Origin of the sequence: Terrabacter sp. 2YAF2, from assembly GCF_052114705.1 — a bacterium.
GTDB lineage: Bacteria > Actinomycetota > Actinomycetes > Actinomycetales > Dermatophilaceae > Terrabacter.
The window spans coordinates 288,503-303,752 of sequence record NZ_JBFRFG010000005.1 but is presented as its reverse complement, the minus strand read 5'-3'; the positions used below and the strand labels follow the sequence as shown (position 1 = coordinate 303,752).

At 71.1% G+C, this 15,250-nt stretch carries 15 protein-coding genes; 9 read left to right on the top strand and 6 right to left on the bottom strand.

Features of this window, described 5'->3' with window-relative positions:
* Window positions 1-15: 15 nt before the first annotated feature.
* Together AB4030_RS08020 and AB4030_RS08015 are read right to left on the bottom strand one after the other, a co-directional pair.
* Window positions 16-951 carry a MerR family transcriptional regulator gene (locus AB4030_RS08020; protein ID WP_442278681.1) on the bottom strand — a complete coding sequence of 312 codons (936 nt, stop codon included), beginning with the start codon at window positions 949-951 and terminating at the stop codon, window positions 16-18.
* 3 nt (window positions 952-954) lie between these two features.
* Window positions 955-1,410, bottom strand: coding sequence for an SRPBCC family protein (locus AB4030_RS08015; RefSeq protein WP_442278680.1), 456 nt, complete (start codon window positions 1,408-1,410; stop codon window positions 955-957).
* 149 nt (window positions 1,411-1,559) lie between these two features.
* On the opposite strand from AB4030_RS08015, the gene AB4030_RS08010 reads away from it, so the two are divergent.
* From AB4030_RS08010 to AB4030_RS07985, 6 genes are read left to right on the top strand one after another with little or no spacing between them, the layout of a single operon-like run.
* Complete coding sequence (locus AB4030_RS08010) at window positions 1,560-2,858, top strand: NAD(P)/FAD-dependent oxidoreductase (RefSeq protein WP_442278679.1); 1,299 nt, start codon at window positions 1,560-1,562, stop codon at window positions 2,856-2,858.
* Complete coding sequence (locus tag AB4030_RS08005; RefSeq protein ID WP_442278678.1) at window positions 2,855-3,610, top strand: DUF1365 domain-containing protein; 756 nt, start codon at window positions 2,855-2,857, stop codon at window positions 3,608-3,610. The genes AB4030_RS08010 and AB4030_RS08005 overlap by 4 nt, the downstream gene beginning before the upstream one ends.
* Complete coding sequence (locus AB4030_RS08000; RefSeq protein ID WP_442278677.1) at window positions 3,607-4,896, top strand: class I SAM-dependent methyltransferase; 1,290 nt, start codon at window positions 3,607-3,609, stop codon at window positions 4,894-4,896. The genes AB4030_RS08005 and AB4030_RS08000 overlap by 4 nt, the downstream gene beginning before the upstream one ends.
* A complete protein-coding gene (locus AB4030_RS07995; protein ID WP_442278676.1) occupies window positions 4,896-6,263 on the top strand; it encodes a cryptochrome/photolyase family protein in 1,368 nt (455 codons plus the stop codon). Before AB4030_RS08000 ends, AB4030_RS07995 begins: the two co-directional genes overlap by 1 nt.
* Window positions 6,264-6,299: 36 nt before the next feature.
* Entirely contained in the window at window positions 6,300-7,022 is a 723-nt protein-coding gene (locus AB4030_RS07990; RefSeq protein WP_442278675.1) for a CPBP family intramembrane glutamic endopeptidase, read from the top strand.
* Between the two features lie 4 nt (window positions 7,023-7,026).
* The gene (locus tag AB4030_RS07985) at window positions 7,027-8,424 is read left to right on the top strand and encodes a tryptophan-rich sensory protein (RefSeq protein ID WP_442278674.1); all 1,398 of its coding nucleotides are present in this window, start codon (window positions 7,027-7,029) and stop codon (window positions 8,422-8,424) included.
* 140 nt (window positions 8,425-8,564) lie between these two features.
* Here AB4030_RS07985 and AB4030_RS07980 read toward each other — a convergent pair whose 3' ends face one another.
* A complete protein-coding gene (locus tag AB4030_RS07980) occupies window positions 8,565-9,527 on the bottom strand; it encodes a GlxA family transcriptional regulator (protein ID WP_442278673.1) in 963 nt (320 codons plus the stop codon).
* A gap of 91 nt (window positions 9,528-9,618) precedes the next feature.
* Between AB4030_RS07980 and AB4030_RS07975 the strand changes: the two genes are divergently transcribed.
* Entirely contained in the window at window positions 9,619-9,798 is a 180-nt protein-coding gene (locus AB4030_RS07975) for a hypothetical protein (RefSeq protein WP_442278672.1), read from the top strand.
* A gap of 94 nt (window positions 9,799-9,892) precedes the next feature.
* On the opposite strand, the gene AB4030_RS07970 is transcribed toward AB4030_RS07975, so the two are convergent.
* Window positions 9,893-11,551 (bottom strand): HNH endonuclease signature motif containing protein, encoded by a 1,659-nt coding sequence (locus AB4030_RS07970; RefSeq protein WP_442278671.1) that lies wholly within the window; start codon window positions 11,549-11,551, stop codon window positions 9,893-9,895.
* 125 nt (window positions 11,552-11,676) lie between these two features.
* Entirely contained in the window at window positions 11,677-12,609 is a 933-nt protein-coding gene (locus tag AB4030_RS07965; protein WP_442278670.1) for a DMT family transporter, read from the bottom strand.
* A 267-nt stretch (window positions 12,610-12,876) separates the two neighbouring features.
* Between AB4030_RS07965 and AB4030_RS07960 the strand changes: the two genes are divergently transcribed.
* Both AB4030_RS07960 and AB4030_RS07955 read left to right on the top strand, forming a co-directional pair.
* A complete protein-coding gene (locus AB4030_RS07960) occupies window positions 12,877-13,374 on the top strand; it encodes a cysteine dioxygenase (RefSeq protein ID WP_442278669.1) in 498 nt (165 codons plus the stop codon).
* A complete protein-coding gene (locus tag AB4030_RS07955) occupies window positions 13,371-13,811 on the top strand; it encodes a rhodanese-like domain-containing protein (protein WP_442278668.1) in 441 nt (146 codons plus the stop codon). Before AB4030_RS07960 ends, AB4030_RS07955 begins: the two co-directional genes overlap by 4 nt.
* A gap of 20 nt (window positions 13,812-13,831) precedes the next feature.
* Here the strand turns inward: AB4030_RS07955 and AB4030_RS07950 are convergent, their stop codons facing one another.
* Window positions 13,832-15,208, bottom strand: coding sequence for a glutamate decarboxylase (locus tag AB4030_RS07950; RefSeq protein ID WP_442278667.1), 1,377 nt, complete (start codon window positions 15,206-15,208; stop codon window positions 13,832-13,834).
* Window positions 15,209-15,250: the final 42 nt, after the last annotated feature.

Sequence of the window (15,250 nt, the reverse complement as noted above, 5' to 3'; positions counted from 1 at the left end):
GACGTGGGCCTGGGCTCAGGCGGGGACGCGCAGCCGCCGCATCATCTCGCCGACCGCGACGGTGATCGAGTGGCCGAGGTGCACGCAGGTGCCGTTGATCTCGTTCTGCTGGCTGCCGCCGAGCCCGATGACGACCTCGGGGTGGGTGCGGCTCACCGTGTCGACGATCTCCTGGGCCGTGGCGATGTCGATGTTGCGCGGCACGGCCATGACCATGCCGGCGGCGCGCCGGGCCTCGATCGCCCGCAGCCAGTCCTCGACCGGCAGGTCCGCGCCGACGTAGACGGTCGCGAAGCCGGCCCGCCGGGCGGCCACGGCGAAGGCGAGCAGCCCGAGCTCGTGGCGGGCGCCGGGCGGGAGCCCGATGAGCAGGGTCGGGCCGTCGGCGCGCACCGACGCGACCTCGTAGGCGGCCGCGAGGCGCCGCTGGACGGCATACGACACGAGGTGCTCGCCGGCCACGGTGAGGCGGCCGTGCGCCCAGGCCTCACCGACGAGCGCGAGGGTCGGCATGAGCCAGTCGTCGACGACGTGCTCGAACGTGCCGAGGGCGAAGCGGGCGTCGAGGACCGCCGTCGCCGACGCGGAGTCGAGACGCTCGGCCGCGCGGATGAACGCCTCGGCGTCCTCCGACTGGTAGCGACCGCCGGGTCGCAGCGGGGCGACCCGACCGCCACGGACCTCACGGTCACCCCGCCCGAAGGGGGCCTCACGGCCGGCGGCGTCGCGGCTCGAGAGCCGACGGGTCGTCTCGGCAGCGGCCTCCCGGGCGGACCACCCCTCGTTGACGAGGGAGTTCATGATCGCGAGGGCGCGGACGTCCTCGGGGCCGTAGAGGCGATAACCGCCATCGGAGCGCTGGGGGCTGACGACCCCGTAGCGGCGCTCCCAGGCGCGGAGGGTGGCGACGCTGATCCCGGTCAGCTCCGCCGCACGCTTGATGGTGTACATCGGCTACCCCAACCTGCCCAAGGCGTCTCGCATGCCCTGCTCGGCCTCGTCACCGAGCTTCTTGAAGGCCGGCGCGAACAACGGGGCGACGAGCTTGGCCAGCCCCTTGAACTCGAACTCGGCGCGGTAGGTGACGGTCGTCTCCTCGGACGCGGGGTCCGCCGATCCCTTGGTCGTCCGCACGAACGTCATGGTGTCCTTGGCGACGACGGTCGCGTTCTCGCCGCGGAGCGCGAACTTCTCACCGGTCACGTGCTCGACGACGAGGTAGTCGAGCTCCGTCTCGCGGCCGAGGAACTTCGACACGTTGTGGTAGCGCGTGCCCACTCCCCCGTCCCCGGCCACCCGCTCGGTGCGCACGGTGCCGGGATCCCATTCGGTCGTGTTCGTGAAGTCGCTGAGGTAGGCGAAGACTCGGTCGACGGGCTGGCCCACGGTGACGCTGCGCTCGATCTCCATACCTTCTCCAACCTTTGACAGACCTTGAACAGCCACTCTACGGTGTGGACGAAGGATGGACAACGCACCCCACCGCACCCCGTCCTCCCGGCAATCCGGTCGGAGCTCCGCGCCGAACCACACGGGACCACATCAGCCAGGAGGCCTCGGTGACTCGACCGAACCGAACCGACACACCCGCCGGATCCGGCGCGGCCCGACCGACCGCAGCCGTCATCGGTGCGGGCGTGTCCGGACTGACCGCCGCCCACGTCCTGAGCGCGACCCACGACGTCACCCTCTTCGAGAGCGACACGCGTCTCGGCGGGCACGCACACACCCACGACGTCCCCGGGCGCGACGGAAGCCTGCGCATCGACAGCGGCTTCATCGTCCACAACGAGAAGACCTACCCGCACCTGCTGCGCCTCTTTCGCGAGCTCGACGTGCCGACGCAGCCGACCGAGATGAGCATGAGCATCACGTGCGAGGGCTGCGGGCTGTCGTATGCCGGCGGGCGCGGCCCCAAGGGGATGTTCGCCCAGAAACGGCGCCTCGCCGACCCGCGCTTCATCCGCATGCTCAAGGACATCCCGCGTTTCCACCAGGCCGCCCGCGCCCTGCTGGCTGACGAGTCGCAGGACCCCACATGGGGCGAGTTCCTTGCCGCACAGGGCTTCTCCGCCTACTTTGTGCGCCACTTCGCCATCCCGCTGGTGGCCTGCGTGTGGTCGTGCGGCGACCTCGACGCGTCGTCGTACCCAGCCCGCCACCTCTTCCGGTTCCTCGACCACCACGGCATGCTGACGGTGACGGGTTCGCCGACCTGGCGCACCGTCACCGGCGGGTCGGCCACCTACGTCGACCGGCTCGTCGAGCGCCTGCCCGACGTGCGCAAGGAGAGCCCGGTGACAGCCGTGACGAGGCATGACGACGGTGTCGACGTGCTCGTCCGCGACGGACGGACCGCGACCTTCGACCGTGCCGTCGTCGCCACGCACGCCGACCAGGCCCTCGACCTGCTCGCCGACGCGACCCCAGACGAGAAGCGCGACCTGTCGGCGATCCGCTACTCCCGCAACGAGACCTGGCTCCACCGCGACTCCTCGGTCCTGCCGAAGCCGCGCCAGGCCAAGGCCTCGTGGAACTACCGCATGCACGCCTGCGACGCTCCCGCGCCCGACGTCACCGTCAGCTACTGGATGAACCGTCTGCACGGCATCACCGACGCCGAGGACCACGTCGTGACGCTCAACCCCGGCGGCGCCGTCGACGAGTCGCTCGTCACGGCGCGGATGTCCTACGAGCACCCCGTCTTCACACGCGAGGCGGTCGAGGCTGCGTCCCGGCTGCGCGAGGGCGGCGGCGACCGTCTGGCTTTCGCCGGCGCGCACCTCGGGTGGGGCTTCCACGAGGACGGGTGCCGCTCCGGCGTGGAAGCCGCCGAGTCCTTCGGGGTGCGCTGGTGACGACCGTCCTCACTCCGCCGCAGGTGCCTGCGCTCGTCGACGGCACCGTGGCACACTCGCGCCGCACGCCGCTGCACCACAGCTTCACCTACGGCCACTACCAATGGCTGGTGGACCTGGCCGACCTGCCCCGACTTCCTTGGCCGGCAAGGTTGCTCGCGCGTTTCGACGCCCGTGACCACCTCGACGGCGGTCGGCTCGGCGGCGGCATCCGGGGTGACGTCGAGCGGTTCCTCGCGGCGCGCGGTGTGACGCTGACCGCCGGTGACCGGGTGCTCATGCTCGCCAACGCCCGCATGCTCGGGCACACCTTCGACCCGCTGTCGGTGTTCTGGTGCCTGCGGCCCGACCACTCGCTGCTCGCCGTCGTCTTCGAGGTGCACAACACGTACGGCGAGCGCCACGCCTACCTGCTCGACGTCCGGGACGACGGCACGGCGACCGTCGACAAGGCGTTCTACGTCTCGCCGTTCAACGACACGAGCGGGGAGTATGCCGTCCGCCTCGTCCTCGAGCCCGACACCGTCGCCGTGACCGTGGGACTCGACCGCGGTGGTGAACGCATCATGACCGCGGTCACCCGCGGCACCCCGGAGCCGGCCACGACCCGTGCGCTGCTCCGTCTCGTCCGACGTCACGGTCTCGTCACCCAGAGGGTGACGGCTCTCATCCGGGTACACGGCATTCGACTGTGGTTGCGCCGCCTACCCGTCATGCCCCGCCCCCGCCACCCCAAGGAGGCCGTCCGATGACCGCCCAGTCCGCCGCCACGTCACCGACCATGGCATCCCCGCTGTGCCTGCGCCGACCCACCCTGCGCGTGCTGTGCGTGCGTGCCCGTCTGGCCCGCAGCATCCTCGCCCAGGTCGCCAAGCGCGTGCCCGTCGACGTCGTCATGCCGGACGGCATGCTGCTCGGCGGCGGCACCCGCCGGGCCGACCGTCCCGGTCTCGAGATCGTGCGCCCGACGGCCCTCTTCGAGCGGCTCGCGCACCACCCCAAGATCGGGATCGGCGAGGCCTACATGGCCGGCGACTGGAAGGCCGCCGAGGGCACCGACCTCGCGGAGCTGCTCATGCCGTTCGCCGAACGGATGACGACGGCCGTGCCCGAGGGCTGGTTGCGGCTGCGTGGTTTCGTCGACCGCCGCATCCCGAGCATCCAGAACAACTCGCTGCTCGGCTCGCGCCGCAACATCGAGGCCCACTACGACCTGTCCAACGACCTCTTCGCCACCTTCCTCGACGAGACGATGAGCTACAGCTCGGCGATCTTCGACGAGGACCAGCCGCTGCGCACGCAGTCCTTCGAGCAGGCGCAGCTGCGCAAGGTGCACGCGATCCTCGACATGGCCAAGGTCGGCCAGGACAGCCGGGTGCTCGAGATCGGCACCGGCTGGGGCACGCTCGCCCTCGAGGCGGCGCGGCGCGGCGCCACGGTCACGAGCGTCACCCTCTCCAAGGAGCAGGCGGCGCTCGCCCGGCAGCGCGTGGCCGACGCCGGCTTCACGGACACGGTCGACATCCGCATCCAGGACTACCGCGAGGTCGAGGGTGTCTACGACGCCGTCGTCAGCGTCGAGATGATCGAGGCCGTCGGCGAGGAGTACTGGGAGACCTACTTCCGCACCATCGACGAGCGCCTCGCCCCGGGTGGCATCGCGGCCGTGCAGGCGATCCTCATGTCGCACGAGCGCCTCATGGCCACGAAGCACTCCTACGGCTGGATCCAGAAACACATCTTCCCCGGCGGCCTCATCCCGAGCCTCCAGGCGATGAGCGAGACGACCGACGCCGCCACGAGCCTGCGCATGACGGCGGTCGAGGCCTTCGGCGCCGACTACGCAGAGACCCTGAGGCGCTGGCGTCAGACCTTCCTCGCCCGCTGGTCCGAGGTCCACGCACTGGGCTTCGACGAGACGTTCCGCCGCAAGTGGGAGTTCTACCTCGCCTACTGCGAGGCCGGCTTCGCGACGGGCTACCTCGACGTCGCGCAGGTCCGGTTCGAGCGGGAGGGCGCCGCAGCCGCGGCCGCCTGATGACAGCGGCCACGACGTCGATCCTGTGGTTCCGGCGCGACCTGCGCCTGAGCGACCACCCGGCGCTGCTCGCGGCCATCGACTCCGCCACCCACGTGCTGCCCGTCTTCGTCCTCGACCCCCGGCTTCTCGAGAACGACACCCCGCGCACGCGGCGGCTGCTCGCCTCGGTCGCGTCGCTGTCGAAGGACACCCGGGGCGCGCTCGTCATCCGGCGCGGCAACCCCGTCGACGTCATCCCGGAGCTCGCTCAGGAGGTCGGCGCCCAGCAGGTGCACGTCTCACGCGAGACGACCCCCTACGGCCGCCGCCGCGACGAGGCCGTCGAGAAGGCCCTCGCCGACGACGGACGCGAGCTCATCGGCACCGGCACGCCGTATGCCGTGGGGCCGGGTCGCATCGTCAACCAGTCCGGCTCGCCCTACAAGGTGTTCACGCCGTTCGCCAAGGCCTGGCACCAGCACGGACGCCCCGCCCCGGCCGAGCGCCCCAAGCGCATCCCGTGGCTGCGCGACGACGTGCGCAGCGACGCCCTCCCCCGGGGCGCGAAGGCCTCGAAGGTCGAGGCCGGCGAAGCCGCCGCGCTGAAGCGGTGGGAGAGCTTCCTCCACGACGGGCTGACGGCATACGACAAGGAACGCGACCGACCCGACCTCGACACGACCTCGCGACTGTCGGCGCCGCTGAAGTACGGCGAGATCCACCCGCGCACGATCCTCGCCGACATCGCGGCGCACTCCGCCGGGCGGTCGCAGGCGGCAGGCACCTACGTCACCGAGCTCATCTGGCGGGAGTTCTACGCCGATGTCCTCTGGCACCAACCCGACTCGGCGTGGCACGACCTGCGGCCCGAGCTCGCGAAGCTGCCCTACGACTCCGGCCCCGAGACCGACCGGCTCGTCGACGCGTGGCGTGAGGGCCGCACCGGCTACCCGATCGTCGACGCGGGCATGCGCCAGCTCCTCGAGGAGGGCTGGATGCACAACCGGGTCCGGATGATCACCGCGAGCTTCCTCACCAAGGACCTCCACGTGTGGTGGCCGGTCGGGGCGCAGCACTTCCTCGACCACCTCGTCGACGGCGACGTCGCCTCCAACAACCACGGCTGGCAGTGGGTCGCGGGCACCGGCACCGACGCCTCGCCCTACTTCCGGGTCTTCAACCCGGTGACCCAGGGGAAGAAGTTCGACCCCGACGGCGAGTACGTGCGCCGGTGGGTGCCCGAGCTGCGGCACCTGTCGGGTGCGGCGGCCCACGAGCCGTGGAAGCACGACAACGGGTACGACGAGAAGTATCCCCAGCCGGTCGTCGACCACGACGACGAGCGCAAGGAGACCCTGGCCCGCTACGAGCGCGCGCGACGCTGAGACGATCAGACCCGAGGAAAGCGAGGAGGAGAGCACGTGAGAGGACCCGTCGCCGAGCTGCGCGCGTTCCTCGACGCCGCCCTGCTCGAGCCGGTGCGCGAGCAGCACGTCGACCCACCAGAGGCGCGGATGCGGCGTCGCGTCGTCGTCGCCGTCACGCTCGTCGTGGGATCGGTCGTGCTCGCGTGGGCGCTGCGCGTCCCCGCGGGTGACCCGCTCTTCTACACCGCCTCGATCGCCCTCGCCGCGGTGTGGGGCATCGGCGCGATCGCGTCCGGCCCGCTCCACTTCGGTCGTGGCCACACCCGCTCGGGCGAGCGAGAGTCCCGGCCGGTCGTGCAGTCCCTCGCCCTCGGCGCCCTGCTGCTCCTCGTCTTCCTGGTCGGCGCCCTCGTGGTCGCGCGCGTCCCGTTCCTGCGCGAGCCCGTCGACCAACTGCTCGACCATGCCCGCTTCGGGTCCCTGCCCGTCGTGCTCGCCATCACCATGGTCAACGGCATCGTCGAGGAGCTCTACTTCCGTGGCGCGCTCTATGCCGCCCTCCCGTCCCACGCGGTCGCCATCACGACCGTGCTCTACGCCCTGACGACCGTCGGCAGCGGGATCCCGCTCCTCGTGCTCGCGGCCGCCATCATCGGTCTCGTCACCGCGCTGCAGCGACGCGTCACGGGCGGCATCCTCGGGCCGATCATCACGCACGTGACGTGGTCGACCGGGATGCTCCTGCTCCTCCCACCCGCCCTCGAGCTGACCAGGTGATCCCATGACCCCACCCCGCAGGGCCCTCGTGACCGGAGCCTCCGGCTACGTCGGCGGCCAGGTCGTCCCCCGGCTGCTCGACGAGGGCTGGACGGTCCGCGTCCTGACCCGGCGCCGCGCCTCGATGGACGGCAAGCCGTGGGTCGACCGCGTCGAGGTGGCCGAGGGCGACGTGGGGTCGGCCGATGACATGCGCCGGGCGCTCGAGGATGTCGACGCCGCGTGGTACCTCGTGCACTCGATGGACGACCAGCCCGACTTCGCCGAGCGCGACCGCGAGGCCGCGACGCACTTCTCCGAGGCGGCCAAGTCGGCCGGCGTCTCGCGCATCGTCTACCTCGGCGGCCTGCACCCGGACGACGAGATCCTCTCGCCGCACCTGGCCTCGCGCGTCGAGGTCGGCCGCATCCTGCTCGACTCGGGCGTGCCGACGGCGGTGCTCCAGGCCGCCGTCGTGCTCGGCGACGGGTCGGCGTCCTTCGACATGCTCCGCTACCTGACGACGCGGCTGCCAGCGATGGTCGCGCCGAAGTGGCTCGACAACAAGATCCAGCCGATCGCGATCGACGACGTCGTCACGCTGCTCGTGGGCGCCGGCAGCCTCCCGCCCGAGGTCAACCGCACCTTCGACATCGGCGGCCCCGAGGTGCTCACCTACCGCGAGATGATCGCGCGGTTCTCCGACGCCACGGGTCGCCGCCGGCCGCTCGTCGTGACCGTGCCGGTGCTGACACCGCGCCTCGCGAGCCACTGGGTCGGGCTCGTCACCCCGATCTCGGCCGGGCTGGCCAAGCCGCTCGTCGGCAGCCTCGTGCACGAGGTCGTCGCCAAGGAGAACGACCTGCAGGAGCTCTTCGACGTGCCGGGGGGCTTCACCGACTTCGACACGGCCGTCCGTTCGGCGATGCGCACCGTGAAGCCCGACACCGCGATGCGCAACCTCGCCCTGACGAGTGCAGCGACCGTCGCGACCGTCGCCGTGGGCTCCCTTGCCACCAAGCCCGATTCGACGTGGTACCGCTCGCTCGACCTGCCGGAGTGGCAGCCCCCGACCCTCGCCTTCCCGATCGTGTGGACCGCGCTCTACGCCGACATCGCGGCGAGCTCGGCGACCGCGCTCAACGCGTACGACAAGGCCGGCGACAGCGAGGGGCGCAACGCCTACCTCAAGGCGTGCGGCACCAACCTGGCCCTCAACGCAGCGTGGAGCGTGCTCTTCTGGCGCTCCCGCAGGCCGTGGGTGGCTGCGGCCGAGGCCGCCCTGCTCACCGCGAGCTCAGCCGACCTGGCCCGCCGTGCGGGGACGGTCAGCAAGGGCGCCGGAATCGCCCTGTCGCCGTATGCCGCGTGGTGCGGTTTCGCGACCGCCCTCTCGACCGCGATCGCCCGTCGCAACGGCTGACGGCGGGTCGATCCAGATGTATCTGCCTCTCTAGCGTTCTGCTGATACATCGGCAGACAGCCCTCGAGACGGAACAGTCGGCCGAGCGCTCGACCGGCGAATGCGATGTCCGCGCGGCGCGACGACGGGTGGCGGATGCGTCAGGCGCTGACCGGCTGCTTCGTGAAGGCACGGCGGTAGGCGACCGGCGGGATACCGATCTGGCGCTGGAAGTGGTGGCGCAGGACGGCGGCCGTCGCGAAGCCGCTCTCGCGGGCGATGCGCTCGACGTCGAGGTCGGTGGACTCGAGCAGGTGGCGCGCACGGAGCACGCGCTGACTCGTCAGCCACTTGTGCGGAGTCGTGCCGACCTCGGCTGTGAACCGCCGGGCGAAGGTGCGTTCGGACATGGCGGCCCGCTTGGCGAGCGAGGGGATCGAGTGCTCCTCGTCGAGTCGCTCCGAGACCCACTCCATGACGTCCTGGAGCCCTTCGCACGGTTCGGACGGGACGGGCGTCTCGACGAACTGGCGCTGGCCCCCGGAGCGGTGCGGGGGGACGACCATCCGGCGCGCGATGCGGGTCGCGACCTCTGAGCCGAGCTCGGTGCGCACGAGGTGCAGACACGCGTCGATGCCGGCGGCGGTGCCAGCGCTCGTCAGGACCGGGCCGTCCTCCACATAGAGGACGTCGAGGTCCACGCGGGCTCCCGGGTTCTCCTCGGCCAGCCGAGCGGCATACCTCCAGTGGGTGGCGCACTCGCGGCCGTCGAGCAGGCCCGCGGCCGCGAGCTGGAAGGCGCCGGAACAGACCGAGAGCACGCGGCCACCGCGTGCCGCGTTGTCCCGGAGGATGTCGAGGACCTGAGGGTCGTAGGGGCCGTCGACGGGGCCCCCGGGGATGGCGACGAGGTCGGCGCCGCGGGCGGCCTCGAGCGGGAACGGCGCGACGACGCCCATGCCGCTCGTGGTGCGCAGCACCTCGCCGGGACGGGGCGAGCAGACCCGGAAGTCGAAGGCCGGGACGCCGTCGTCGGTGCGGTCGATGCCGAAGACCTCACACAGGACGCCGACCTCGAACGTCGCGACGGGCTCCTGGACGATGACGGCGATGGTGCGCAACATCTGCCCAGCATGGCACCGGTGGCAGGATCTTGTCGAACACCGACTGTTCTGCCACTCGTGGCGGGATCATGGTGAGCGCAGACTTTTTGCCATGGACACCATCTTCTTCTTCATCATGATCGTCGCCATCATCGCCGCCCTCGAGCCGCACCACCGTCGGACGTTCTCCCTCCCACGGGCTCCGTTCGGCGCGGACGCCGCGCTGGACCGGGACATCGAGCGCGTGCGCCACGACGTGCCCGTCGCATACGACACGCCGGTCGCCCACTGAGCCTCGGACCGATCCGTGCGACGAGCGTCCGCATCCCTCGACTGCCCGGACCCGTCCGCGCTCGCCGACGTCTACGGCGACTGACCGACCTCGCTCAGAACGGCGGCGGGTCGTCCGGTGGTGTCGAGTCCGGTGGTGTCGAGTCCGGTGGTGTCGAGTCCGGCACCTCGTCGGGCCGATCTTCTGGTAAGGGGCCTGGTGAGGCGCCCCGGATCGGCGACCCCGAGCCCCGGCCGCGCAGCGGCTCACGCAGCGGCTCACGCAGCGGCTCACGCCAGTCCTTCGGATAGGTGATGTACTCCCGGCCGGCGAGCGAGGTCCATGAGATCCCATCATCGGCCGCGCGGCGGACGCGCCAGACTCGAGCGGTCTTGCCGTTGTGGCAGCTGCGACTCAGGGAGTCGAGGTTGGAGACGTGGGTGCGGCCGGCCGGCCACGGTAGGAGGTGGTCGACGTCGCACCGGTCGGCCGGCACCTGGCACCCGGGGCCGCGACACACACCGTCGACCGCCTTGACGTGCTCGACCATCTCGGGAGTCGGGGTGTAGCGGTCGGTCGAGAGCTCGAGGGCGCGGCCGGTGTCGACGTCGGCCGCGAGACGCTGCCAGACCGAGCCGGGGGCGGTGATGATCCGGCGGGCGTGCGCTGCCGTGACCCAGCCGTGGCCGGTCAGCTCGCACGGGGCGTCGGACAGACCGGCAGCCACCTCGAACGGAACGACGATGCGCACCGCCGCGGGCGGGGCGTCCGACAGGCCGGACCAGCTCGGGCCGCCAGCGCTGAACCCCTCCCCCGGGCCGGCGTCCGCTTCGGTGCAGTCCGCACCGCCGTCCGAGCAGGACGCACCTGCGGGCCGAGCCCCACCGGTGAGCGGGCCGCCTCCAGGGCCGCGTCCGCGACACGATCCGCACCGGTCGACCTCCGGGCCCGGAACGAGCCCGAAGAGGACGAGGTCGCAGAGCAGGTCGCTGCGCAGCTGGTCGAGCGTGCGGGGGTCGCCGGCCGCACGCGCGGCCCGTGCCATCGCGTCCACGCGGTCCAGCACCCCGACGACGCGCTCGGCGGGCGCCACGACGGTGAACGTGCCCATGCCGTCATCGACCAGTCGACCGAAGACCGTGCGCCTGGCCGTGGCAGCCTGTCGGCGCTCCTCGTGCCCAGGCGGGTCGGCGGCTCGCACGCACCGCCGCAACCGGTCGCCGAAGAGGCGGTGCGAGGGGATCGAGCCGTCGCGAGCGGGCGCGAGGACGGTCGCCTCGAGTTCGGGGACGGCGTCATCGGCGAGCGTCCTCGTCTCCGCGACGATGCGCAGCGCCCGCTGGAGGCTGACCGAGCCGGCGCGCAACCGCTCGCGCAGCACCCGGTGCCGTCGGGGCGCCGTCGCCAGCTCCAACCTGCGCGCGACCTCTGACGCGCCAACACCGGTCGCGCACGCGATCTCCTGCGTCACGACCTGGTCGGCCGTGATGGGCACCGGCGAGGTCGAAACCAGCTGGGAGAGGTGCTGCTCCTCGACGGAGTGCAGCGCCGCATAGGCATCGACGATCCGGCCCTCGAGGCGGGCCTTGTGCACCTCGAGGCGCTCGATCTGCGACAGCACCGCCTCAGCCTCGTCGAGGAGCGAGAGTGCCGGACGTGGCTTGGGACCCGGCCCCGACGCCGACTTCGCCTGTCTCAGCAGCCAGACGACACGCGGGTTGAGGCCGTCGCCGGCCGCACTGGAAGCCGAGCGCCCGGAGTCGAGGAATGGCACGAACTCACTCCTCCCACCCGGGTCGCCGACTCCTCAAGTAGAACACATGTTCGACTAGCTCACAAGAGTTGTCCACACCCGTCTCTCACCTCGACACCCTTGCCGCAGAACGGGATTCGGGGTGGTCAGCTCTTCGGGACGGGCTTCGCTCGCGACTTGCGACGCGTCAGGAGCACGCCCGCGATGCACAGCGCGCCGCCGACGAAGGTCAGGGGCGGCGGCACCTCGGAGAGCAGCGCCCAGGCGATGAGCGTGGCGATGAAGGGCACGAGGAAGGTCGTCAGGGTCAGCTTGCCCGCATCGCTCCGCGCCAGCACATAGGCCCACGTCGAGAAGGCGATGGCCGTCGGGAAGACGCCGAGATAGGCGATCCACCACAAGGTGCTCGCGTCGCTGTCGCGCACGACGGTCACGAGCTCGCCGCTCCACGGCAGGCACACGACCGCACCGATGATGCAGGCGATCCAGGTGACCTCGGGGCCGGGCAACCGCCCGAGGAGCGGCTTCTGCGCGAGCACGCCCACGGCATACGTGATCGCGGCGAGCACGGCCAGCCACACGCCCACCATGTCGCCGGAGTCACCGGAGGAGAACCCTCGCGCGATGACGACGACGCCCGCGAAGCCCACGGCCATGCCGATGAGGAGCCAGCGGCTCATCTTCTCGCCGAGGAAGACGGTGGCGAGCAGCGCCACGATGATCGGACCGATCTGCACGATGAGTGCCGAGGTGCCTGCGTCGATGCGGCGCTCGGCCTCGTTGAGGGCGAGGTTGTAGACGCCGAACCAGCCCACGCCGCAGAGCAGGAGCAGTGGCCAGTCACGGCGGGCCGGCCAGGTGCGCGGCCGACGGAAGACGAGGACACCGAGCGCGACGGATGCGACGAGGAGCCGACCCAGCGACAACGCGCCGGGCGGCACGTCGCGGCCGAGGTGCCGGATCGCGACGAAGGCCGACGCCCAGAGCAGGAGCGTCACGGCCACGGCGCCGAGCACCAGCACGCTCGAGCGCCGATTGCTGGGCGGGGCCATTGCTGCGGTGCGAGAGTCCACGGTCACCCCGTGACCATAGGCGTCGGCACTGACAGCCCGCCGCGCGGTTTCCGGTCAGATGTCCCCGACATCCCGCCACCTCGGGCGCGCTTGCTCTGCATCCATGCATAAGTTAGCGTTTGCTTTATGGCAATGACTGGTTATGTGTGGATGAAGGGTGCCTGTCCCCTGCTCGGGAGCATGCCCGTGCGCTGAGCCGCAGGCCACGCCGCCGCGGCCGCTCCCGAGCGCCCCCGCCCCCGTCAGCACCCACCCACCCCGAAAGGCACGACCATGTCCCGCGGCGCCCAGCGCATCTCCGTCGACCTCGCCGAAACCGCCCGCCGACTCGCCCGCCAGCGCGCCCTCTGGCAGCGCCTCGTCGACTTCGACCCCATCACCCGCTACTACGCGCGCCTCCTCGCCGACCACGACCACGAGGCCTGGCTGCTCACCTGGCTGCCCGGTCAGGGCACACCGTGGCACGACCACGGCGGCAGCGCCGGCTCGTTCGTCGTGCTCCAAGGCGTCCTCACCGAGGAGGTCGCCGGCTACCGCACGGCCGTCGACCTCGACAACGTCCGGCGCGCGACCGGCCCGGGAGTGCTCCTCAGCCCGGGTGACCAGCGGACGTTCGGCTCCCGCCACCTGCACCGGGTCACGAACGCCGGCTCCGATCCGGCTGTCAGTCTGCACGTCTATGGCCCCAGACTGACTTCCATGACGAACTACCGCGCCGTCGACGGTGTGCTGGAGGTCGAGGAGCAGGCCGAGGTCGGGGTCGACTGGTGACGCCCGCGCCCGACCGACCCGCCCGGCCCCGCACCATCGACGAGGTGCTCGCCGACGCGCGCAGCCGACTCCATCGCCTGACGCCCGCGGAGGCCGACGCGGCGAGGGCCAAGGGCGCCTTCCTGGTCGACATCCGTCCCGCCGCTCAGCGCGCCGCCGAGGGCGAGCTGCCCTCCGCGACGCCGATCGAGCGCAACGTCCTCGAGTGGCGCCTCGATCCCGCGAGCGACGCGTCACTGCCGATCGCGAGCCACGACCTCGAGGTCGTCGTGCTCTGTCAGGAGGGCTACACCTCGAGCCTCGCTGCCGCCGCCCTCCAGGAGCTCGGCATCCACCGCGCCACCGACGTCATCGGGGGGTATGCCGCGTGGCGCGCCTGGCAGGCGTCCGCGGTGCAGACGTCCGCGGAGCAGGCCTCCACGGACGAAGGTCCGTAGCGGCCCACTACCGCGTCGAATCAGTGGCCCGGGCCGGTCACCATCTTGGCTCGCTCCGACTCGTGCGCGCCTCCCTTGACCGCGAGCGTCTGGCAGGCGTCCTCGATGTCCCGGGCCAGGGTGTCGACGTGCTCGCGGCTCATCGTCTCCTTGACCAGGGCGCGCATGATCGTGATGTCCTGGGCGTTGGGGGGCATCGTGTAGGCGGGGACCATCCAGCCGCGCTCGGCCGACAGCTGCCAGGCGATGTCGAACTCGTTGTACGGCTGGTCGCCGGCGAGCCGGAAGGCCACGAGTGGCAGCTGCTCCGCGTCCCGGCCGATCAGCTCGAACCGTCCCTGCTCCTCCAGCTTGTCGCCGAGCGTTCGGGCGTTCTCCTCCATGTTGCGCATGATGTACGTGTAGCCCTCACGACCGAACCGCACGAAGTTGTAGTACTGCGCCAGGACCATCGACGACCCTGTCGAGAAGTTCAAGGTGAAGGTCGAGTCGGTCTTGCCGAGGTAGTTCTCCTTGAAGACGAGATCGGGTGCCAGGTCGGCGACCTCCCGAAAGATCAGCCAGCCGATGCCCGGGTAGACCAAGCCGAACTTGTGTCCCGAGACGTTGATCGAGCGCACCTGCTCGAGCCGGAAGTCCCACGGCGAGTCGGGGTAGAGGAACGGCCACACGAAACCGCCGCTCGCCCCGTCGACGTGCAGCGGCACGTCGAGACCACGCTCCTGCTTGATCTGCACGAGCAGGTCGTTGATGCCGACGATGTCGTCCATGTGGCCCGTGAACGTGGTGCCGAGCACGGCCGCCACTCCGATCGTGTTCTCGTCCACGTGCGGCGCCACGTCCTCCGGGCCGATGGTGTACTTCCCCGGCTGTAGGGGGACGATGCGCGGTTCGACGTCGAAGTAGCGGCAGAACTTCTCCCAGACGACGTGCACGTCGCCGCCGAAGACCAGGTTCGGGCGCTCCGTGGACCCTCCTTCGGCCTGTCGACGGGTGCGCCAGTTCCACTTCAGCGACAGGCCGCCGAGCATGATCGCCTCGGACGAGCCTTGAGTGCGTGCGCCGGTGGTCGGGCCGGGCGCGTGGAAGAGGTCGGCGAGCATCCGGATGCAGCGCTGCTCGATCTCGGCGGTGCGCGGGTACTCGGCGTGGTCGATGAAGTTGCGGTGCAGGTTCTCGGCGATGATCAGCTGCGCCTCCGGCTCCATCCACGTGGTCACGAAGGTGGCGAGGTTGCGGCCCGGGTCGCCCTCCAGGGCGAGGTCCTCGGCCACGAGCCGCATCGCGTCGACGGCGGACATTCCCGCTCGTGGGAACTCCCGGCTGGGCACCTCCTGGGTGAGGAACCGGTTGCCATAGAGGGCTGAGACGGCGTCGATCTCGGACGGAATTGACATGCGCTTCTCCTTCGATGGGTGGCTCCGGGCAGGGGTATCGGA

Excerpts from the sequence above, each read along its gene's own strand:
- AB4030_RS07985 (WP_442278674.1), top strand. The coding sequence starts at position 7,027 with ATGACCCCACCCCGCAGGGCCCTCGTGACCGGAGCCTCCGGCTACGTC.
- AB4030_RS07980 (WP_442278673.1), bottom strand. The coding sequence starts at position 9,527 with ATGTTGCGCACCATCGCCGTCATCGTCCAGGAGCCCGTCGCGACGTTC.
- AB4030_RS07995 (WP_442278676.1), top strand. The coding sequence starts at position 4,896 with ATGACAGCGGCCACGACGTCGATCCTGTGGTTCCGGCGCGACCTGCGC.
- AB4030_RS08020 (WP_442278681.1), bottom strand. The coding sequence starts at position 951 with ATGTACACCATCAAGCGTGCGGCGGAGCTGACCGGGATCAGCGTCGCC.
- AB4030_RS08000 (WP_442278677.1), top strand. The coding sequence starts at position 3,607 with ATGACCGCCCAGTCCGCCGCCACGTCACCGACCATGGCATCCCCGCTG.
- AB4030_RS08015 (WP_442278680.1), bottom strand. The coding sequence starts at position 1,410 with ATGGAGATCGAGCGCAGCGTCACCGTGGGCCAGCCCGTCGACCGAGTC.
- AB4030_RS07960 (WP_442278669.1), top strand. The coding sequence starts at position 12,877 with ATGTCCCGCGGCGCCCAGCGCATCTCCGTCGACCTCGCCGAAACCGCC.
- AB4030_RS07975 (WP_442278672.1), top strand. The coding sequence starts at position 9,619 with ATGGACACCATCTTCTTCTTCATCATGATCGTCGCCATCATCGCCGCC.
- AB4030_RS07950 (WP_442278667.1), bottom strand. The coding sequence starts at position 15,208 with ATGTCAATTCCGTCCGAGATCGACGCCGTCTCAGCCCTCTATGGCAAC.